This window comes from Nocardiopsis coralliicola, assembly GCF_054779695.1.
The window spans coordinates 245,700-264,555 of the sequence record NZ_BAAGXT010000003.1 but is presented as its reverse complement, the minus strand read 5'-3'; the positions used below and the strand labels follow the sequence as shown (position 1 = coordinate 264,555).

Sequence of the window (18,856 nt, the reverse complement as noted above, 5' to 3'; positions counted from 1 at the left end):
CGGCGCCGGAGCCCGGCGCCCCGGCCAGCTGCGCCGCCCCGAAGACGACGGCGGGGAGGCCGAGCGCGCCGGCGGCGTCGAACCGCGGCCGGGCGGTACGGTCCGGGCGCGGCAGCCGCAGCGTGGCGGCCATGGTGGCCATCGCGATCAGCGCCAGCGGCGGGTGCACGGCGAAGATCCACCGCCAGGACGCCGCGTCGGCCACGATCCCGCCGAGCACCGGGCCGGCTACCGCGGCCACGGCGTAGACCGCGCCGAACAGGCCGAGGTAGCGCCCGCGCTCGCGCGGCGAGACCAGGTCGCCGACCGCGGCCTGCGCACCGATCATCAGTCCGCCGCCGCCCGCGCCCTGAACGATCCGGCCGGCCACCAGCCAGCCGAGGTCCGGCGCCAGCGCCGAGGCCGCCGCGCCCAGTCCGAACAGTGCGAGCGCCGCTTGGAGCAGCGGGACCCGGCCGACGGTGTCACCGAGCCGGCCGTAGACCGGCATGACGGCCGTGGCCGCGACGAGGTAGGCGGAGACCACGAGCGGCATGGCGTCGAGCCCGCCCAGGTCGCCGGCGATGGCCGGGAGGGCGGGGGAGAGCGCCGTCTGGTCCAGCGCGGCGATGCCCATGGCGAGGAGCAGCCCGGGAAGGGCGCGGGCAACGCGTCCGGGGGCCGCCATGGCTGCCTCCTCGATCGGTGCTGGCTTCGGGATGTGGCTTCTTAGTGAACGGTGCGTTTCTAATGTACGCCGCCTGCTTTAAGGAACGCAACGTCTCTTAGTTGTCCCCCTGCGGGGAAGGTGGATGTGGCGCTGCCGGGAGTTTCGGCGTCGGGGCGGTGCCGTGTGCGGGGCGGTCTCCGCGGGTGGCTCCGGATTGCCGCAGGTGCGGCGGTGGCGAAGTGAACACAATGCGCAAATGGGAACAAATAGTGAGGAAGCGTCCCAAGGAGTGAAGTCGGACCAGCGGGTAGGGGATATGGAGCGGACCGGTACACGGGCGTGAGCGGGGGGCACATGGCGGAGACGGAGCAGCCGCGGCGCCGCCGCTGGATCGCCATCTCCTTCGGGGCGGCCGCGGTCGTGCTCTTCCTCGTCGCCGGCCTGGCGACCGCCGTCACCATGCGCGCCGGGACCATCGACGGCAACATCGCCCGCATCGACGGCGCCGTCCCGGCGGAGCAGGACCGGCCCAGCGACGATCCCGGCGAGAACTGGCTGCTCATGGGCTCGGACCTGCGGGGCGAGAGCACGCCGGAGAAGTGGCGCAGCGGAGAGGCGCACTCCGACGTCATCATGCTCCTGCACGTCCCCGACCACGAGAAGCGCGCCTACGTCATCTCCATCCCGCGGGACGCCTGGACCGACATCCCGGACAACGGCGAGCACAAGATCAACGAGGCGTTCGCCGAAGGCGGCCCGGCCCTGCTCACCAGCACCGTCGAGGACCTGAGCGGGGTGCGCATCGACCACTTCGCCGCGATCGACTTCGCCGGTTTCGAGCAGATGACCGACGCGCTCGGCGGGGTCGAGCTCGACCTGCCCTACGAGGTCTACGACGAGAGCAACGGCTGGTACTGGGAAGCCGGCGAGAACCACATGGACGGCGAGGAGGCGCTCCGGTTCGTCCGCGAGCGCAAGGGCCTCGGCGGCAGCGACACCGGCCGCATCGAGCGCCAGCACTTCTTCCTGCGGGCCATGGCGGAGAAGGCCGGCAGCTCCGAGGTGCGCGGCGACCCGGCCCGCCTCGACGCCTTCCTCACCGCCGCCAGCAAGGCCGTCTCAGTGGACAGCGAGACCAGCTTCGCGATGATGCGGAGCCTGGCGCTGCGGCTGATCGACGTCGGCGTCGACCGGACCGCGTTCGTCAGCCTGCCGGTGGAGGCGACCGGCTGGGAGGACGACAAGAACGTGCTCTACCTCGACGAGGAGGCGGCCGACGGGATCTTCGAACACGTCCGCGGAGGCGGCCTGGAGCAGTACCTCGACGACAAGGGACTGGGCAGCGACGCCGAGTCCTTCGAATAGCGGGAGCGCCGGCGCTGCCGGGCGGTCCGCGGGGCCGCCCGGCGAATGTGGGCAGTCTCGCTCCTGCGCGCGAAGGGGAAGCTGCAGACCGTACGGTCGGTTTGCGGGGAGCGGGGCCGCGCGCGTGCGCCGCGGTCCGACCGAGGGGCGGCGCCATGCCAGGGCACCGCCCTACGCCGAACAGGATTGGGAGATCCATGTCGTCTGCACAGCCGGAACAGGGAGGCGCCGGACAGGGCGCCGCACGGTCCCGCGAATGGCAGCTCGCGGCGCGGCCGACGGGCTGGCCGACCTCGCAGGACGTGCGCCTGGTCGAGCGTGAACTGCCGCCGCTCAGCGCGGGCGAGGTGCGGGTGCGCAACCGCTACCTGTCCGTCGACCCCTACATGCGCGGCCGGATGGACGACAAGCCGTCCTACATTGCGCCCTTCCAGCTGGACCAGCCGCTGGAGGGCGGGGCGCTCGGCGAGGTGGTGGAGTCCGCCTCCGACGCCTTCGCGCCCGGCGACACCGTGCTGCACAACCTCGGCTGGCGCGACGTCGCGCAGGGTCCGGCCACCGCGTTCCGCACCGCGCCGAAGGTGCCCGGGGTCGAGGACTCGGTGCTGCTGCACGCGCTCGGCATGACCGGGTTGACCGCCTACGTCGGCCTGCTCGACATCGCCCGCTTCAAGGAGGGCGACACGGTCTTCGTCTCCGGTGCCGCCGGGGCGGTCGGCAGCACCGTCGGGCAGATCGCCAAGCTCAAGGGCGCGAGCCGGGTCATCGGGTCGGCCGGCGGTCCGGCCAAGGTGGCCCGGCTGACGTCGGAGTTCGGCTTCGACGCCGCCTTCGACTACCGCCAGGGCGACATCACCGGACAGCTGCGCGACGCCGCACCGGAGGGCATCGACGTCTACTTCGACAATGTCGGCGGCGAGCACCTTGAGGCCGCGCTGTCGGTGTTCAACCGCGACGGCCGCGCCGCGATCTGCGGAATGATCTCCGGCTACAACGCCGAGGAGCCGCCGGCGGCGCCGCGCAACCTGTTCCAGCTGATCAAGAAGAACCTGATGCTGGAAGGCTTCACCGTCGGCTACCACACCCACCGGATGCGCGACTTCGCCGCCGAAGCCGGGCCGTGGGTCGCCGACGGAAAGCTGGTCTACTCCGAGACGGTCGTCGACGGCATCGAGAACACCTTCGACGCCTTCCTCGACATGATGCGCGGCGCCAACACCGGCAAGATGCTCGTCCGCATCTGACCGGTACCGCCCGGTCCGGGCCCCGCGCATCGCGGCTGCACTGCGGCGCTGCGCGGGGCTGTTCCGGACTGCGCCCGAAGGCCCGGACGGCAGCGCCCCACCGCGCTCCGGCCGGGCCTGGTCCCTAGTCCTCCCGCCGCGCCGCCCCGGCCTGCGGGTCCTGCCCGAGGGCGGGAAGGACGGCCTGGTCGACGATTGCCGCGATGTAGGCGTCGTCGGGCAGGCGGAAGGTGTCGACGGAGTACTTCAGCAGCAGCGCCTCGCCCATGTCGACCACCACCGGGGTGACGCGGGCCGGCTCGATGCGGCCGTGCGCGGCATAGTGCTGCAGCACGGTCTTGGTGAACCGGCCGCCGCGCGCGTCGAACACCTCGGCGTAGAGGCGCTTGCGCAGTTCGGGGCGGCGGGTGCCCGCATCGAGCAGCGACGACATGACGGCGCGGTGCCGTTCGTCTTTGAGGCTGTCGCGCATCAGCGTGAGCGCGGCGATGAGATCGCCGCGCAGGTCGTCGGTGCCGGGGGAGACGCCCTCCTGCGGATAGACCTCGTAGAGCGCGTCCAGCACGATGTCCTCCGGAGTGGACCAGCGGCGGTACAGCGACGTCTTCGCGGTCCCTGCGCGGCGCGCGATCCCCTCCATGGTGAGCCGGCCGATCCCGTGGTCGGCCGTCTCCTCCAGGGCGGCCTCGTGGATGGCTGCCACCAGTTCCCTGCCCCGCCGGCGCCGCTGCGGCGGGGCCTCCTCCGCCCCGGCCGCAGGGATGCGCAGCTCACCGGGGGAGCCCGCGCAACGGGCCCGATCCTCGTCCATGCCGCCTCGCTCCCGCTGTGTCGCGCCGCCATCGTCGCACGGCGCCGGGGTGCAGCGTCCGCATGCGGACAGCTGCCCCGCAGTCGTTCACTAGATACGGGGCCGTATCTTACGATGCCCAATAAGAAACGACCACGTATCTAAAAATAGCTCCGAAGGTGCCGGACGCGCACGCTCCGGCCCGGTGAAGAGGACGGCCGCCATGACGATCAACGCGCCCCCGGCGCCCCTCCCGGCCGCACAGCGCTCGCTCGCTCCCGACCTGGCGCGCGGATTCATGCTGCTGGTGATCGCCACCGTGCACGCGCACATGTTCCGGTTCGCCGCCGGCGGCGACTACTCGCTGAGCGGACCGCTGGACACCGCCGTGACCGCGGCGATGGCGCTGTTCGCCGAGAACCGCGGCTATCCGATGTTCGCCGCGCTGTTCGGCTACGGGCTCGCTCAGATCATCCGGCGCCGCACCGCCGAGGGGTACGGCCCCGACTGGGTGCGGCGCCTGGTCCGCCGCCGCGGCCGGTGGCTCATCGCGATCGGCCTCGCGCACACGGTGCTGCTCTTCTTCGGCGACATCATCTCGGTGTACGGCCTGATCGCCGTGGTCTTCGCCGGGCTGCTCGCCGCCACCGACCGCCGGCTCCTCACCCACGCCGCGATCTGGGGTGCGGCGGGCACGCTGGTCTACGCCCTGGCCGAGAACGTCCTGTTCGGCGCCGCGGGGGAGCAGGAGCCCGTCGCCAACCCACTGCTGGACGCGGTCTTCCGGGTCGCCACGCTGCCGGTCTTCTGGCCGCTGATGATCCTGATCTCGCTGGCGCCCTTCCTGGTCGGCGTATGGGCTGCGCGCCGCAAGCTGCTCGAGGAGCCGGAGCGCCACCTGCCGCTGCTCCGCCGCATCGCCGGATACGGCATCGGGCTTTCGCTGCTCGGCGGCGTGCCGCACGCCCTGATGACCACGGCGGTCTGGGACCCCGAGCCTGCGGTCGGCACCCTCGTGTTCTGGTTCCACCTGCTCACCGGCTACGCCGGCGGGTTCGGCTACGCGGCGCTGATCGCCCTCATCGCGGTCCGGATGGGCAGCCGCCGCGGCCCGGTGGCGACCGCGCTGGCGGCCACCGGGCGCCGGTCGATGACCTGCTACCTGCTTCAGTCGGTTGCCTGGGCCGCGCTCGTCCCGCCCTACGCCCTGGGCATCGCGCCGTCGCTCACCGACGCCCAGGCCGTCGCGCTGGGCGCCGGGGTGTGGCTGGCCACGGTCGTGCTGTCCGACCTGCTGCGCAGGGCCGGCTTCGAGCAGGGGCCGGCGGAATGGTTCCTGCGCCGGATGACCTACCGCCCGCTGCGCGGCCGCACCCCGGCCGCCACCTGAACCCGCTGGGGCGCGGAGCCGGAGGACGGCCGGCCCCGCGCCCCCGCGGACTCATCACGGGGCCGCGCCGGCGCGGCTGCGCAGGAGCACCGCCGCCGCGGCCGCGGCGGCGAACAGCAGAGCCGCGCCGGTCCCCGCTGCCGCGGTCAGTCCGTCGGTGAACGCCGCCTCGGCGGTCCGCAGGAGCGGGCCCGCCTGGCTGGCGGGCAGGTCGGCGGCGACGGCAGCCGCGCCGCCCAGAGTGCCGCGCGCCGCTTCGGCCGCCCCGGAGCTGAGGCCGGCCGGGAGGGCGGGGCCGACCGCCGCCGTGTAGGCGGCGGCGCTGATCGAGCCGAGCACGGCGATCCCCACCGCGCCGCCGAACTCGGTCAGCGCTTCGTTGGAGGAAGCCGCCGCCCCCGCCTTCTCCGCAGGAGCGGTGGCCAGCACCGTGTCCGAGCAGAGCGAGATACCCATCCCCATCCCGGCATTGACCAGGGAGTAGGCCGCCAGGACCGAGCCGGGGCCGTCGTCCGGACCCAGGCCGGCGACCAGCAGCAGGCCGCCGCCCATTGCGGCCGCGCCCACCGCGATCACCGGGCCCGGGCCCAGCCGGGCTGCCAGCACGTTCGCCACCGCCACCCCTGCGACGAGCACGAGGAACGACGGAAGCATCCACAGCGCCGACGCGAACGGCCTGAGGCCGGCGACCAAGAGCAGGAACTGCACCACGAGCAGCCCGGTCCCCGCACTCGCCAGGGTGAACACGGTGCTGGCGCCCAGCGCCGCGGAGAACCGCCGGTTCCGGAAGAGCGCGGGGTCGATCAGCGGCGCCGTGCTGCGCAGCTGGCGCCGGATGAACGCCGCCCCGAGCAGCAGGCCGACGGCGAGCGCGGCGGCGGCCTCCGGAGACGGCCCGCCGGCCGCGGCGCGCTTGATGCCCCAGACCAGGGGGAGCACCGCGGCCAGCGAGAGGCCTGCGCTCGCCGCGTCGAACCGGTCGGGGGACGGCACGCGGTATTCGGGCAGCAGCAGCGGCGCTGCGGCGAGCAGCAGCAGCATGACCGGGATGTTGATCAGGAAGACCGAGCCCCAGGGGAAGTGCTCGACCAGCAGTCCGCCGATGATCCAGCCCAGTGGGACGCCGCCCGCGAACGCGGAGGTCCACACGCCGACGGCGGTCCGCCGCTGCCGGCTGTCGGCGAACAGGGTGCGGATCAGCGACAGGCTCGACGGGGCCAGTGTCGCGCCGCCGATCCCGAGGAGGGCCCGGGCCGCGATGAGCGCTGGCGCGCTGGGCGCCAGGGCGGCCGACAGCGAGGCCGCGCCGAACGCGGCGGCGCCGATCAGGAGGAGGCGGCGCCGGCCGATCCGGTCGCCGAGCGGCCCCATGGTCAGCAGGCAGCCGGCAAGGAGGAAGCCGTAGACGTCCATGATCCACAGCAGCTGCTCACCGGTGGGCCGCAGGTCGGCGCTGATCAGCGGCCCGGCCATGAACAGCACCGTCAGGTCCATCGAGACCAGGAGCGCGGGGAGCGTGAGCACGGCCAGCCCGGTCCAGGCGCGCCGGCCGGCGCGCGGCGGTGCAGGTGCGAAGGCCGGCGGCGGCGCCGAGTGCGGTGGTTGCGCGGAAGGTTCCATACGGCGAATGTACATCCGTATAAGACAAATGTATATGACGTTTGTGTGGATCGTGGGCCCGTGCTGCGGGGTGAACGGGGTGCGGGCGCTAGGATCGGCGGCCATGGGCCACCGGGAGGACTTGCTGGCAGGCGCGAAGCACTGCCTGTACGAGAAGGGGTACGCGCACACCACGGCGCGCGACATCGTCGCGGCCTCGGGCGCCAACCTCGCGTCGATCGGCTACCACTACGGCTCGAAAGAGGCCCTGCTGGACGCGGCCCTGGTCGACGCCCTCGGCGAGATGGGGCGGGAGCTGTCCGACCTGAGTGTGGCGGGCGTCCTCGGCGGCGACGTGCAGCGGTTCGGCGAATGGGATGCGATCATCGCCAGGCTGGACGAGGTGCGGCCGCTCCTGGTGGCGCAGGTCGAAGCCTGGGCGCGGGCAGAGCGCTCGCCCGAGCTGCGCGAGCGCATCGCCGCGATGTTCGAGCGCGACCGTGCTGACGGGGCGGAGCGGGTCCTCCGGGCGGAGCTGGTGCCGGACGGTGACGCGGGCACGGCGCGTGCGCTCGCCGCGGTCACCATGGCGCTCGGCGACGGTCTGGCCGTCCAGCGGCTGATCGATCCGGAGAACGCTCCGACCGGCGCGGATGTCGCCCGCGGACTGCGGGCGCTGGCCGATCTGGTCGATGGTGCTCCGGGCGCTCCTGCGTCCTAGCCTGCGGCCGTATCGGTGTTCGGCGGTGGGCTGTCCGTCCAGTGGTCGATGGATCCGGAGAACGCTCCTACCGGCTCTGATGTCGTCGGCGGGCTGTGCATGCCCGCCGGCCTCGCCATGGCGTCCGGCGGTGGTCTGTCCGCTCAGCGGATGATCGGCCTGGAGCATGTCGCGGGTGGGCCTGGCGTCGTCTGCCGCCTGCGGGCGTCCGCTGATCGCGTCGACAGGGATTCAGGGGGCCGCGTCCTCGTCGGGGACGCGGCGTGGGTCGCCGCGGCCGCGGAGGGCTTGGCGACGGGGCCGACCAGCGGCTGGTCGGCCGGAGAACGCCCGGACCGGCTCGGATGTCGTCGGCGGGCTTGGGTGTCCGCCGGCCTCGTCGACGGGGCACCGGGTGCGTCTGCGTCCTCGTCTGCGGCCGCGACGGCGTTCGGTGGCGAGGGCTGTCCGTCCAGCGGCTGATCAGGCCGGGGCAGCGGTAGGTGTCGACCGAGCCCGGGCGGCGTCTGCGCGCCGGTCCGCGGCCGGGGCCGGCCCCGGTCAGCGGGTCCGGCGGAGGTTGCCGGTCAGGGCGGTCAGCAGCCGGACGAACTCGTCGCGCTCGGCGGGGGAGAGGCCGGCGAGGGCCCGGTCGGACAGGGCGTTCATCTCGGCGTCGAGTACTTCGCGCAGGCCGCGGCCGCGTTCGGTCAGGCGGACGCTGACCAGGCGGGCGTCGGTGGGGTGCGGGCCGCGCAGCACGAGGCCGGACGCCTCCATCCGGGTGGTCGTGCGCGTCACCGTGGGGGTGGCGACGCCGATCCGCTGTGCGATCTCGCCGGTCGAAAGGCCGTCCTCCTGCCACAGGCACATGAGGACGAACTGCTGGCCCTCGCGCACTCCGTGCCGCTCGAACGCCGCGCCCGCCGCCTGCAGCATCGCGTTCTTCGCCGACCAGAACGCGGGGACGAACGCGTCGTCCCATCCGCGCAGCCACTCCTGCATCCGCTGCCACCCGCCGCTTTGACTCGTTAGCTGACTAATGATTTGCTGGATGTTGTCCGGCTAATAATAAGGAGCCGCCATGGCCGTCCCGCACTGGGCCTCCGATGCTCTCGACCTCTCCGCCTACCTCGCGCGGATCGGCGTCGACGGGCCGCTCGGACCCGACGCCGCCACGCTCGAGCGACTGCACCGCGCGCATGCCGCCGCGATCCCGTTCGAGAACATCGACCCGGCGCTGGGCCGCGACGTCCCGCTCGGTGTCGAGCAGCTCCAGGAGAAGCTGGTCGCCGCGGACCGGGGCGGCTACTGCTACGAGCAGAATCTCCTTTTCGCCGCGGTGCTGGAACGGGCAGGCTTCGCTCCGGTCGGGCACGCGGCACGCATCCGGGTCGGGGGGACCGGGCGGCCCGCCACGCACATGGTGCTCACCGTCGCCACGCCCGAGGGGCGCTACCTCGCCGACGTCGGCTTCGGCGGCGGAGGCCTGCTCGCGCCGCTGCAGCTGGACGCCGCCGAACCGGCCGAGCAGGACGGCTGGGGCTTCCGCCTCGCCCGGGAGGAGGGCGGCGTCCGTGTGCTGCGCTCCCGGTCCGGAGGGGAGTGGAGCGACCTCTACGGATTCACCGAGGACCCGCGCATCCCCGCCGACTTCGCGATCCTGAGCTACTACTGCGCGACGCATCCGCGATCGCCGTTCACCGGGCGACTCATGATCCAGGCGCCGTCGGCCACCGCGGACGGCGCGGCCGTGCGCTTCCGCCTGATGGACACGGTGCTCACCACCGAGCATCCCGACGGCCGCGAAGACCGGCGGGACCTGGCCCCCGCCGAGATCCCCGAGGTGCTCTCCGGTGTCTTCGGTATCCGCCCCGGCACCGCCGACACCGCGGCACTCACCGCGGCGGTAGCGGGGTTCGCCGCGGAGCCCTGACCGGCGGCCGCGCAGGGCGAAAACCAGTGGCTGCGCAGCGGGGCGGGCACTAGCTTCGCCGCATGTTCACGATGACGCTGGTGCCGCCGAGCACGCCACCGGGCCCGGGAGACCCCGAGGTGATCAACCCCCTCGACGAGTACATCCCGGTCGTCATGGAGGCCTGCGAACGGATGCGGGACACCGACTTCCAGTTCCGGGTGAGCGGGTTCGGGCTGCGCTGGCCGGTCGACTCCACCGACCTGTCGCTGTGCATGGAGGACCTCCCCGAAGCACTCGAGGACTTGCGCGCGGGCCGGACGGGCACCATCTGGTTCTGCGAGCAGGGCACCCAGCGGCAACTCCACCTGCACGACGAGGGCGACCGGGTCCGCATCCGCTGCGTCCCCGACGAGCACGGCACCGGCGAGACCCCCGACCCCGCCGACGAGTACCTCCCGCGCGCCGACTTCGACCGCATGGTTCGCGACCTGACGACCGCCTTCGCGCACTGCGTTCTGCTCGCCGTGCCCGAAGCCGCCGGCCTCGCCCCGTTCCCCGACTGGCGGGCGGGGCGGGTTTAGGGCGTGCTGGGCGGCCACCTGTCCTGCTGCGCGGCGCCCTGGCACGCCCCTCGCTGCGTTCTCCTCAATCGAGGAGGAAAACCCGCCCTGACTCATTCGTCGGCCTTGCGATGGGTGCACCAGGACACCGCTCGCGACGAACGCCACCACCCAACACGCCCTGGCAGGCCGCTGGAGCGCCTGAGGGGCCGGCCCGCCGGCATCCGCTAGGAGTCGAGGTACTTCAGGATGGCGAGGACGCGCCGGCTGTAATCCGGAGTGGGAGGCAGGGCGAGGCGGGCGAAGAGCGCGTGCACGTACTTCTCGACGGCGCTGACCGAGAGGGCGAGGTCGCCGGCGATCGCGGTGTTGGTGCGGCCCTGGGCCATGAGGCGGAGAACCGCCGACTCGCGGTCGGAGAGCCGGGACAGGGGGTCGGTGCGTCTGGTGTGGACCAGGAGCCGGGAGACCACTTCGGGGTCGAACACGGCGCCGCCCGCCCCGACCCGGTCCAGGGCGTCCAGGAAGCCGTCGACGTCGGCCACCCGGTCCTTGAGGATGTAGCCGACGCCCGCCGGGGCGCCGGTGAGCAGCTCCACCGCGTACCGCCGCTCCACATACTGGGACAGCACCAGCACGCCCGTGCCCGGATACGCGGCCCGCAGGTGCAGCGCAGCGCGCATGCCCTCGTCGGTGTGCGTCGGCGGCATACGGACGTCCACGACCGCGACGTCCGGCGGACCGCCGGCGACCGCCGCCAGCAGCTCCTCGGCGTCGCCGACCGCGGCCGCCACGGTGTGCCCCTCCTCCGCCAGCAGCCGCACCAGCCCCTCGCGCAGCAGGACCGAGTCCTCGGCCAGCATCACCCGCACGGCACCCCTGCTCTCGTTCGCTCCGCCTGCGCCGCCGTCCGGCTGTCAGCGTCCTGCACCTACCGCGGCGCGGTGCCCGGCTCTGCATCCGCGCCGCCGGTCCCGCCGGGAAAGACCGCGGCCACGACCGTCGGACCGCCCGGAGGGCTGTCCACGGTAAGCCGCCCCTCGGCCGACTCCACCCGGCGCCGCAGGCCGGACAGGCCGCCGCCGGCGGGGTCGGCGCCGCCGCGGCCGTCATCGGCCACCGCCACCGACACCGGCCGGTCCGCGCCGCCGTGCAGCAGCACCTCCACCCGGTCCGCGCCGGAGTGCTTCACCGCGTTCGTCACCGCTTCCCGCGCGGTGAAGAACGCCGCGGTCTCCACCGCCCGCGCCGCCCGCCCGGACATCCGGTCGTCCACCGAAACCGGCAGCCCGGCGCGCTCCACCGCGCCGCCCAGAGCCGCGCCCAGACCCAGCTCGTCCAGCGCCCGCGGGTACACCCGCCACGCCACATCGCGCAGCTCCTCGACCAGCCGCCGCGACTCTTCGTGCGCCCGCTCCACCAGCGCCCGCGAGCGCTCCGGCATCCCTTCGGCGCGCCGCGCCCGCCCGAGCATCATCGCCAGCGCGACCACCCGCTGCTGCGCTCCGTCGTGCAGGTCGCGCTCGATGCGGCGGCGCTCCTCGTCGATCGCGCCGACCACGGCCGCGCGGCTCTGCGCGAGCTCGGTGATCCTGCTGCGCAGCCGGTCGGAGCGGTCGCCGCCGACCAGCCGCCGCGCGATCCAGCGCTGCAGCGCCGACGCCGCCGCGGAGCCGGCGGCGATCACCGCGACCATCACCGCGGCGCCGACCAGCCCCAGCAGGCGCAGGTCGAAGAAGAAGGAGATGCCCGGCAGATCCACGTACAGGGTCTCCAGGTCGCGGGTCGCGAACCCCACCACCGTGCCGCCGATCAGCATCGTGGCCAGGAACACGCCGCACAGCAGCAGAAGGCCGAACGCCAGGCCCGTCATCCCGTGGACCGCGAGATAGGCGGCCACCCGCAGGGGCGCAGTACCTGAGGCGACCTCTTCGCCGAGGAAGTGGCCCAGCCTCCGCCGCTCCAGCGCGGCGAGCAGTTCGACGGCCGCTTCCGCGCCCCGTTGGACGCGCCGCCGCAGCGGCGGTACCGGCAGCGACACCAGGAGCGCCGCTCCTGCCGCGGCCAGCAGGCCGACGGCGGCAAGAGCGGTGCATGCGCCCGCGGCCTGGCCGGTGATACGGAGCCCGGCGGTGGCCAGCAGCTGCCGCCCCGGTCGGGCAGGGAGGTGGACGGATGGGTATACGCCGGACGGCCCGGCGGCGCGGTCCGCGCTCATAGGGCCGAACCCTATCCGGCGGGGACCGGCCTGCCGCGCCGGGCGAGACCGCTTCCGCCGGCTCTGACCTGCACTGCGGCGCCCACCGGCGGTTCGGGTGGTGGTCCCGCCCCACTTCCGCTGCGGAAAACCGCAGCCGGACCGGCGGGGCCGCCCCGCCGCGCAGGGCGGCCGGCCGTTCTTAGCGTCGCTGGGCATGGAACCAACAATCATGCCCAAGCGGACCGCGTGGTCCGCCGTCCCGTGGGGCGAGATCGCCCTGTTCACCTTCCTCGCCTACGCCGTCGCGTGGCTCATCCATTTGCCGCTGCTGCTCAGCGGCGGCGGCCCGGACGACCCCGGGTACAACACCGCCGCCCGCATCTACGCGCACACTCCGGCACTGGTCGTGCTGCTGATGTTCGCCGTGCGCGCGTGGCGGCCGCAGGAGGGGTTCCTCCGCGCCACCGGAATGGTGCCGCTGCGCCCGGCCGGGCGGCTCGCCGGGGCCCTGCTGTTCGCCTTCGCCCTGTTCATCGTGCTCGGCCTGGTGGCGACGCTGACCGCGGCCGCCCTCGGCGTGGTCGGGCTGGACCTGGAGAACTTCTCCGGCCTCCGGAAAACGCTGGGGGAGCAGTTCCCCGACCTGCTGGCGGGCGCGCCCGCGGAGGGCTTCCCCGCGGGCGCCTACCTCGCAGCCCTCGGCCTGATGATGGTGGCTGTGTTCCCGTTCAGCCTGATCACCTTCGCCGGCGAGGAGCTGGCGTGGCGCGGCTACCTCTTCCCCCGGCTGCTGCCGGCCGGGCTGCGGGCGGCGCTGCTGATCTCCGGGCTCATCCACGCCTTCTGGCACAGCCCTCAGATCTTCATCCAGCTGGACGCGGGGGCCTTCACGCCGGCCGAGGCCCTGCTGTTCGTCGCCTTCGTGGTGGCGATCGGCGTCGTGCTCTCGGGGCTGCGCCTCGTCACCGGATCGGTGTGGCCGGCCGTGGTCGGGCACGCCGCCAACAACACCTTCAACGTTCTCGCCTTCCTCACGCTGACGGACACGGAAGGGAGCTCCGCCCCGCTCATCTATCCCACCGGACTGGGCGGCGTGGTCGGGCTGGTCCTGGTGGGCGCCGCGGGCGCCGCCATCATGGCGGTCGCCGTGCGCAAGCGCAGGCGCGGCAGCCCGGCCCTTCGGTAAGGCGAGGGTGGTCGGGCCGTACGCGGCACGCCGCCCGGCCCGGCGGTGCGCCGGGTGGTGGTGCCGCCCCCCAACCCGGTGCGGACAACCGCAGCCGTTCTGGCGGGGCAGCAGGGCGGCGCGCCGCGGGTGCCCGAACCTAGCGTCGTCCACCATGGAAGACCTCTCGACGACGCGCTCCCCGGTGCCCCGCAGCGCCGTCCCGTGGGGCGATATCGCCCTCTTCACCGCGGTGGCCTACGCCGTCGCGTGGCTGATCCACCTGCCGCTGCTGCTGCGCGGGGCCGGACCTGACGATCCGGCCTACGGCCTCGCCGCGCAGACCTACATGCTGACGCCGGCCCTGGTCGTCGTCTCGCTGTTCGCGGTGCGCGTCTGGCGGCCGCAGGAGGGGTTCCTCCGCGCCACCGGGATCTGGCCGCTGCGGCCGTTCGGAAGACTGGCCGGCGCGCTCGCCTTCGCACTGGTCGTCTTCGCCGCCCTGGGGCTCGCCGCCACGCTCATCGCGGGTGCCACCGGCGCGCTGGCGCTGGACCTGAAGGACTTCTCGCTGCTGCGGCAGACCCTCGCCGAGCAGTTCCCGGGAACCATGGAAGGTGCGCCGGAGAGCGGGTTCCCGGTCGCGGCCTACCTCTCCGGGCTCGGCCTGCTGATCGCGACCGTGCTGCCCATGTCGCTGCTGCTCTGCTTCGGCGAGGAGCTGGCGTGGCGCGGCTACCTCCTGCCGCGGCTGCTGCCGGCCGGCCTGTGGACGGCGCTGCTGGTGTCCGGCGCCGTGCACGGACTCTGGCACGGGCCGCAGCTGTTCATCCAGTACACCTCGGGCAGTTTCACTCTCGGCCAGGTGCTCCTGTTCCTCGCCTCCGTGGTGGCGTTCGCCGCAGCGTTCGGCTTCCTCCGCCTGGTGACCGGGTCGGTGTGGCCGGCGGTGGTCGGCCACGCGGCCAACAACACCTTCAACATCGTCCCCTTCCTCACCCTGGCGCACGTCGACGGCGTCACCGACCGGATGCTCTACCCGGGCGGGCTCGGCGGTGTGATCGGGGTGGGTGTGCTGGCCGCGGGAGCCGCCGCGATGGCCTTCTCCCTGCAGCGCAGGCAGCACAGGGCCGGAGCCTGACCGCGCCGCGCCGGAGCGCGGCGCGGCCGGGGGAGAGGGTCAGGACTCCAGAGTCTCGGCCAGAGCGCGCAGCAGCAGAACCGACGAGGCGGCGCCCGGGTCCTCGTGGCCGATGCTGCGCTCACCGAGATAGGAGGCGCGGCCCTTGCGCGCCTGCAGCGGGATCGTGGACCGCGCCCCCTCCTCGGCCGCGTCCGCGGCCGCCGATGCGGCTGCGGGCAGCGCGGCGCCGCCGCCCGCGGCCTGCTCCAGCGCGGCCACTGCGGGCTCCCACGCGTCGACCATGGTGGCGTCGCCGACGCCGGCGCCGCCCAGTGCGCGCACCCGGTCGAGGCCGGCGCGCAGGGCGTAGGCCACCGCTGCGGTGCCGACCGAGGGCCCGTCGAGCGCCTTGCCGGCGGTGCGCAGCAGGGTCCCGTACAGCGGGCCGGACGCGCCGCCCACCTTCGACACCAGCGCCGTACCGGCCGCGGCCAGCACCGCACCGGGGCCGTCGGCGTCCGCGCCGGCCGCGCGCGCGGCAGCCATCCCGCGGTCCATGTTGCCGCCGTGGTCTCCGTCGCCGATCGCCGCATCCAGTTCGCCGAGCCGCTCGCGGTCGGCGTGCACCGCGTCGGCGGCGGCACCGAGCCACTGCCGGGCCAGCGCCGCATCCAGTCCGCCCGGTGCCGCATCGCTGTCGCTCATGGGTCTCCTCTCGTCCCGGGGTCGTCTCCCCGCTGTGTGCTCCAGACCGCCCGGCTGGGCGCGCCGGCGGAGGGAGAGCGCCCGCCCGGCCGGCGGCGCGGGGCCGGTCCGCCGCTCCGGTCAGGCGCCCCAGCGCAGCCCGGGGGTGTTCACCGGCGCGTCCCACAGCGGCAGGAAGTCCTCCTCCACCTCGCAGACCGTGATGGAGCAGCCGGCCATGTCCAGGCTGGTGACGTAGTCGCCGACCAGGTTGCGCGCGATGCCGACGCCGCGCTTGCCGAACTCGGCGGCCACCTCGCCGAACACCAGGTACAGCTCGCTGAGCGGCGTCCCGCCCAGCCCGTTGACCAGCACGATGGTCGAACCGCCCGCAGAGATCGGGCGGTCGCCGAGGATCGCGCCGAGCATCTCGCCGACCAGTTCGGCGGCGGGCCGCAGCTTCTCCCGGCGGCGCCCCGGCTCGCCGTGGATGCCGACGCCGACCTCGATCTCGTCGGCGGGCAGGTCGAACCCCGGGTGCCCGGCGGCCGGCACGGTGCCCGACGTGAGCGCCACCGCGAACGAGCGCGACGCGGCGTCCACCCGACGTGCGATGTCGGCGACCTCGGCGAGGCCGGCGCCGCGCGCCGCAGCGGCCCCGGCGATCTTCTCCACCAGCAGCGTGGCGCCGGTACCGCGCCGCCCCGCGGTGAACGTGGAGTCCTCCACCGCGACGTCGTCGTCGACCAGCACCTGCTCGACGCGGATGCCCTCGTCCTCGGCCAGCTCCACGGCGAGCTGGGCGTTCATCACGTCGCCGGTGTAGTTCTTCACCACCAGCACGCAGCCCTCGCCGGCGTCGGCGGCCTTCAGCCCGGCCAGGAAACGGTCGGGGGTGGGCGAGGTGAAGACCTCGCCCGGGCAGGCCGCCGACAGCATGCCGTCGCCGACGAATCCGGCGTGCAGCGGCTCATGCCCGGAGCCGCCCCCGGACACCAGGCCCACGCGCCCGGCCACCGGCCCACTGCCGCGGCTGACCACCTGCGTTGCGGGGTCGACGTGCAGCTGCGGGTGTGCCGCGGCGAAGCCGGCGAGCGCGTCGGCCAGGTAGCTTTCCGGGCTGTTCAGGAACTTCTTCACGCTCAGACCCCCTGCGGGTGCGGACGGAACTGCCGTTCGGGCTGGTGCGCAGACGGCAGCCCCGCCACACGCCCCGGGCCGTTCCGTGCCGGACGCCGCCTGTGTCGAGTAGCGTAGGCGCCCATGGACGCCACCGTCGGTATCGTTCTCGTCTCGCACAGCGCCAAACTCGCCGAGGGGGTCGTTGAGCTGCTCGGACAGCTCGGCGCCCCAGAGGGTGCGGTGGTCGGCGCCGGCGGCGGTCCCGACGGCGGGATCGGCACCGACCCCGAGCGTGTCGCGGCCGCGCTGCGCAGTGCCGAGCGCGGCGCCGGCGTCGTGGTCCTCGCCGATATCGGCAGCGCCGTGCTCACCGCACGGCTCGCCCTGGAGGACGGCGGGCATCCCGGTGCCGTTCTGGTCGACGCCCCCTTCGTCGAGGGCGCCGTGGCCGCAGGTGTGCTGCTGCGCACCGGCGCCGACCGCGAGACGGTCGCCGCGGCGGCGCGCGAGGCGTCGTCGATCCCCAAGTTCAGCGGCTGACGGCAGAGGCAGGGCGGGAAGCGGGCGTCCCCGCCCGCCCCGCGCCCTGCCGCCCTCTCAGCCGCCGTTGCCGTTGCCCGCGCCCTGCTTCGCGCGGCGCAGCTCCCGCCGGCGCCGCCTGCCCACTGCGCGGACCCCGCCGCGGGGCCGCGACCCGGCGCCCGCCGCGGTCCCCCCGTACTCCTCGTACATCGCCTTCACCAGGGCCGCCATCATCAGGAAGGCCACCGCGAAGAACGGCAGGCCCACCACGGTGATGACGTCCTGGAGCGCCTCCAGGCCGCCCTTGCCGGTCGCGGCCAGCAGCGTCGCCGCGACCACCCCGGTCAGCACGCCCCAGAAGACGCGCTGGCGGGTGGGCGCCTCCTCGGATGTCCCGTTGCAGAGCATGTCCATAACCAGCGCTGCGGAGTCGGACGAGGTGGTGAAGAAGATGACCACGATGAGCACCGCGAACCCGGACATCAGCTCCGGGGCCGGGAAGTGCCCGAGGAACGCGAACAGCGCCCCGGGGATGTCGCCCTCCTCGACCACCCGCTGCACCAGGCCGCTGTCGCCGCTGCGCTCGATGTTGATCGCCGACAGCCCGAACACCGAGAACCAGATGATGCTGAACGCCGTGGGCAGCCCGAGCACGCCGAACACGAACTCGCGCACCGTGCGCCCGCGCGAGATCCGGGCGATGAAGATGCCCACGAACGGCGCCCACGTGATGGTCCAGGCCCAGTAGAAGGTGGTCCAGGACTCCTGCCAGCCGGTGTGGGCGAACGTGTCGTTCCAGAATGCGAGCTGCGGCAGGTGCGACAGGTAGGTGCCGGTGGTTTCGATGATGCCGCGGGCGAGGAACAGCGGCGAGCCCGCCGCGAACACGAACAGCAGCAGCACGACGGCCATCACGATGTTGATCGACGACAGGTGCTTGATGCCGGCGTCCAGGCCCAGCGCCACCGAGACGACCGCGATCCCGGTCACCACGGCGATCAGCACGATCTGCGCCGGCGCGCCCTCGGGCACGCCGAACAGTCCGTGCAGGCCGCTGTTGATCTGCAGTGTGCCCAGTCCGATCGACACGGCGACGCCGAACAGCGTGCCGAGCACCGCGAGCACGTCGATGGCGCGGCCGGCCCAGCCGTTGATGCGGTCGCCGAGGAACGGGTGGAAAATCGAGCTGACCCGGAACGGCAGCTTCCGCCGGTAGGCGAAATAGGCGAACGCCAGCGCGGGAAGCGTGAAGATCGTCCAGGTGTGCAGGCCGAAATGGTAGAGGGTGAAGGCCATCGCCTCTTCGGCGGCAGCCACCGACCCCGGATCGACGCCGGCCCGCGGCGGCTCGGCGAAATGGCTGATCGGCTCGGCGACGCCCCAGAACATCAGGATGGTGCCGATGCCGGCCGCGAACAGCATGGCGAACCAGGTGCCCAGGCTGTAGTCCGGACGCGAATCCTCGGCCCCCAGCCGCAGCCCGCCGAACCGGCTGAGGGCGATCACGATGAGGAAGATCAGGAACGTGGTCACACCGAGGATGTAGAACCAGCCGAGGCGGTCCAGAACCCACCCTGAAACGGCCCCGAAGAGCCGGTCCATGGCTCCGGTGAACGCGATCGCGATGACCACGAACACGCAGGCGAGCGCCGCGGACGCGAAGAAGATCGGTGGATCCGTGCGCAGGCCGAGCCTTTTCGCAAGGGTGTCGAGCAAATCCGCGCCTCATTTCTGGACGGTAGCGGGGCGGCGGTCCCGGTCGATCGCCCGTGCGTGTTCCGGACAGGGCCGGGTGCCGGGCCGCTTCGCCTGCCGCGCGGCGATA

Annotated in this window: 18 protein-coding genes; 9 read left to right on the top strand and 9 right to left on the bottom strand. The window is 73.5% G+C overall.

Annotated elements, in window-relative coordinates; all coding sequences use genetic code 11:
• Positions 1-667, bottom strand: a 667-nt coding sequence (locus tag ACYVGT_RS04565; RefSeq protein WP_460855123.1) for an MFS transporter, incomplete at its 3' end; no start/stop codon positions are given.
• A 336-nt stretch (positions 668-1,003) separates the two neighbouring features.
• Here ACYVGT_RS04565 and ACYVGT_RS04560 point away from each other — a divergent pair.
• Both ACYVGT_RS04560 and ACYVGT_RS04555 read left to right on the top strand, forming a co-directional pair.
• On the top strand, positions 1,004-2,014 hold the full coding sequence (locus tag ACYVGT_RS04560) for an LCP family protein (RefSeq protein WP_460855122.1): 1,011 nt from the start codon (positions 1,004-1,006) through the stop codon (positions 2,012-2,014).
• 197 nt (positions 2,015-2,211) lie between these two features.
• Complete coding sequence (locus ACYVGT_RS04555; RefSeq protein ID WP_460855121.1) at positions 2,212-3,258, top strand: NADP-dependent oxidoreductase; 1,047 nt, start codon at positions 2,212-2,214, stop codon at positions 3,256-3,258.
• Between the two features lie 124 nt (positions 3,259-3,382).
• On the opposite strand, the gene ACYVGT_RS04550 is transcribed toward ACYVGT_RS04555, so the two are convergent.
• On the bottom strand, positions 3,383-3,961 hold the full coding sequence (locus ACYVGT_RS04550) for a TetR/AcrR family transcriptional regulator (protein WP_460855120.1): 579 nt from the start codon (positions 3,959-3,961) through the stop codon (positions 3,383-3,385).
• Positions 3,962-4,271: 310 nt separating this feature from the next.
• Between ACYVGT_RS04550 and ACYVGT_RS04545 the strand changes: the two genes are divergently transcribed.
• Entirely contained in the window at positions 4,272-5,438 is a 1,167-nt protein-coding gene (locus tag ACYVGT_RS04545; protein ID WP_460855119.1) for a DUF418 domain-containing protein, read from the top strand.
• A 54-nt stretch (positions 5,439-5,492) separates the two neighbouring features.
• Here ACYVGT_RS04545 and ACYVGT_RS04540 read toward each other — a convergent pair whose 3' ends face one another.
• Positions 5,493-7,058: an MFS transporter gene (locus ACYVGT_RS04540; RefSeq protein ID WP_460855118.1), complete on the bottom strand. Its 1,566-nt coding sequence runs from the start codon at positions 7,056-7,058 to the stop codon at positions 5,493-5,495.
• A 34-nt stretch (positions 7,059-7,092) separates the two neighbouring features.
• Between ACYVGT_RS04540 and ACYVGT_RS04535 the strand changes: the two genes are divergently transcribed.
• On the top strand, positions 7,093-7,758 hold the full coding sequence (locus ACYVGT_RS04535) for a TetR/AcrR family transcriptional regulator (RefSeq protein ID WP_460855117.1): 666 nt from the start codon (positions 7,093-7,095) through the stop codon (positions 7,756-7,758).
• A 540-nt stretch (positions 7,759-8,298) separates the two neighbouring features.
• Here the strand turns inward: ACYVGT_RS04535 and ACYVGT_RS04530 are convergent.
• Positions 8,299-8,742, bottom strand: a complete 444-nt coding sequence (locus ACYVGT_RS04530) for a MarR family winged helix-turn-helix transcriptional regulator (protein WP_460855116.1) — start codon at positions 8,740-8,742, stop codon at positions 8,299-8,301.
• Between the two features lie 79 nt (positions 8,743-8,821).
• Between ACYVGT_RS04530 and ACYVGT_RS04525 the strand changes: the two genes are divergently transcribed.
• Together ACYVGT_RS04525 and ACYVGT_RS04520 are read left to right on the top strand one after the other, a co-directional pair.
• Positions 8,822-9,673 carry an arylamine N-acetyltransferase family protein gene (locus ACYVGT_RS04525; protein ID WP_460855115.1) on the top strand — a complete coding sequence of 284 codons (852 nt, stop codon included), beginning with the start codon at positions 8,822-8,824 and terminating at the stop codon, positions 9,671-9,673.
• Positions 9,674-9,735: 62 nt separating this feature from the next.
• Positions 9,736-10,236: a hypothetical protein gene (locus tag ACYVGT_RS04520; protein WP_460855114.1), complete on the top strand. Its 501-nt coding sequence runs from the start codon at positions 9,736-9,738 to the stop codon at positions 10,234-10,236.
• A 206-nt stretch (positions 10,237-10,442) separates the two neighbouring features.
• On the opposite strand, the gene ACYVGT_RS04515 is transcribed toward ACYVGT_RS04520, so the two are convergent.
• Together ACYVGT_RS04515 and ACYVGT_RS04510 are read right to left on the bottom strand one after the other, a co-directional pair.
• Positions 10,443-11,087, bottom strand: coding sequence for a response regulator transcription factor (locus ACYVGT_RS04515; protein WP_460855113.1), 645 nt, complete (start codon positions 11,085-11,087; stop codon positions 10,443-10,445).
• Between the two features lie 59 nt (positions 11,088-11,146).
• On the bottom strand, positions 11,147-12,433 hold the full coding sequence (locus ACYVGT_RS04510; protein WP_460855112.1) for a sensor histidine kinase: 1,287 nt from the start codon (positions 12,431-12,433) through the stop codon (positions 11,147-11,149).
• A 196-nt stretch (positions 12,434-12,629) separates the two neighbouring features.
• On the opposite strand from ACYVGT_RS04510, the gene ACYVGT_RS04505 reads away from it, so the two are divergent.
• The gene (locus ACYVGT_RS04505) at positions 12,630-13,601 is read left to right on the top strand and encodes a CPBP family intramembrane glutamic endopeptidase (RefSeq protein WP_460855111.1); all 972 of its coding nucleotides are present in this window, start codon (positions 12,630-12,632) and stop codon (positions 13,599-13,601) included.
• Between the two features lie 154 nt (positions 13,602-13,755).
• Entirely contained in the window at positions 13,756-14,721 is a 966-nt protein-coding gene (locus ACYVGT_RS04500) for a CPBP family intramembrane glutamic endopeptidase (RefSeq protein WP_460855110.1), read from the top strand.
• 39 nt (positions 14,722-14,760) lie between these two features.
• Here ACYVGT_RS04500 and dhaL read toward each other — a convergent pair whose 3' ends face one another.
• Both dhaL and dhaK read right to left on the bottom strand, forming a co-directional pair.
• Positions 14,761-15,408, bottom strand: a complete 648-nt coding sequence (gene dhaL, locus ACYVGT_RS04495; RefSeq protein WP_460855109.1) for a dihydroxyacetone kinase subunit DhaL — start codon at positions 15,406-15,408, stop codon at positions 14,761-14,763.
• A 120-nt stretch (positions 15,409-15,528) separates the two neighbouring features.
• Positions 15,529-16,527 (bottom strand): dihydroxyacetone kinase subunit DhaK, encoded by a 999-nt coding sequence (dhaK, locus tag ACYVGT_RS04490; RefSeq protein ID WP_460855108.1) that lies wholly within the window; start codon positions 16,525-16,527, stop codon positions 15,529-15,531.
• Positions 16,528-16,650: 123 nt separating this feature from the next.
• On the opposite strand from dhaK, the gene dhaM reads away from it, so the two are divergent.
• Complete coding sequence (dhaM, locus tag ACYVGT_RS04485; protein ID WP_460855107.1) at positions 16,651-17,049, top strand: dihydroxyacetone kinase phosphoryl donor subunit DhaM; 399 nt, start codon at positions 16,651-16,653, stop codon at positions 17,047-17,049.
• Between the two features lie 57 nt (positions 17,050-17,106).
• On the opposite strand, the gene ACYVGT_RS04480 is transcribed toward dhaM, so the two are convergent.
• Positions 17,107-18,747 (bottom strand): BCCT family transporter, encoded by a 1,641-nt coding sequence (locus ACYVGT_RS04480; protein WP_460855106.1) that lies wholly within the window; start codon positions 18,745-18,747, stop codon positions 17,107-17,109.
• Positions 18,748-18,856 lie beyond the last annotated feature (109 nt).

Excerpts from the sequence above, each read along its gene's own strand:
- ACYVGT_RS04560 (WP_460855122.1), top strand. The coding sequence starts at position 1,004 with ATGGCGGAGACGGAGCAGCCGCGGCGCCGCCGCTGGATCGCCATCTCC.
- ACYVGT_RS04555 (WP_460855121.1), top strand. The coding sequence starts at position 2,212 with ATGTCGTCTGCACAGCCGGAACAGGGAGGCGCCGGACAGGGCGCCGCA.
- ACYVGT_RS04545 (WP_460855119.1), top strand. The coding sequence starts at position 4,272 with ATGACGATCAACGCGCCCCCGGCGCCCCTCCCGGCCGCACAGCGCTCG.
- ACYVGT_RS04540 (WP_460855118.1), bottom strand. The coding sequence starts at position 7,058 with ATGGAACCTTCCGCGCAACCACCGCACTCGGCGCCGCCGCCGGCCTTC.
- ACYVGT_RS04535 (WP_460855117.1), top strand. The coding sequence starts at position 7,093 with ATGACGTTTGTGTGGATCGTGGGCCCGTGCTGCGGGGTGAACGGGGTG.
- ACYVGT_RS04530 (WP_460855116.1), bottom strand. The coding sequence starts at position 8,742 with ATGCAGGAGTGGCTGCGCGGATGGGACGACGCGTTCGTCCCCGCGTTC.
- ACYVGT_RS04525 (WP_460855115.1), top strand. The coding sequence starts at position 8,822 with ATGGCCGTCCCGCACTGGGCCTCCGATGCTCTCGACCTCTCCGCCTAC.
- ACYVGT_RS04520 (WP_460855114.1), top strand. The coding sequence starts at position 9,736 with ATGTTCACGATGACGCTGGTGCCGCCGAGCACGCCACCGGGCCCGGGA.
- ACYVGT_RS04510 (WP_460855112.1), bottom strand. The coding sequence starts at position 12,433 with ATGAGCGCGGACCGCGCCGCCGGGCCGTCCGGCGTATACCCATCCGTC.
- ACYVGT_RS04505 (WP_460855111.1), top strand. The coding sequence starts at position 12,630 with ATGGAACCAACAATCATGCCCAAGCGGACCGCGTGGTCCGCCGTCCCG.
- ACYVGT_RS04500 (WP_460855110.1), top strand. The coding sequence starts at position 13,756 with ATGGAAGACCTCTCGACGACGCGCTCCCCGGTGCCCCGCAGCGCCGTC.
- dhaL (WP_460855109.1), bottom strand. The coding sequence starts at position 15,408 with ATGAGCGACAGCGATGCGGCACCGGGCGGACTGGATGCGGCGCTGGCC.
- dhaM (WP_460855107.1), top strand. The coding sequence starts at position 16,651 with ATGGACGCCACCGTCGGTATCGTTCTCGTCTCGCACAGCGCCAAACTC.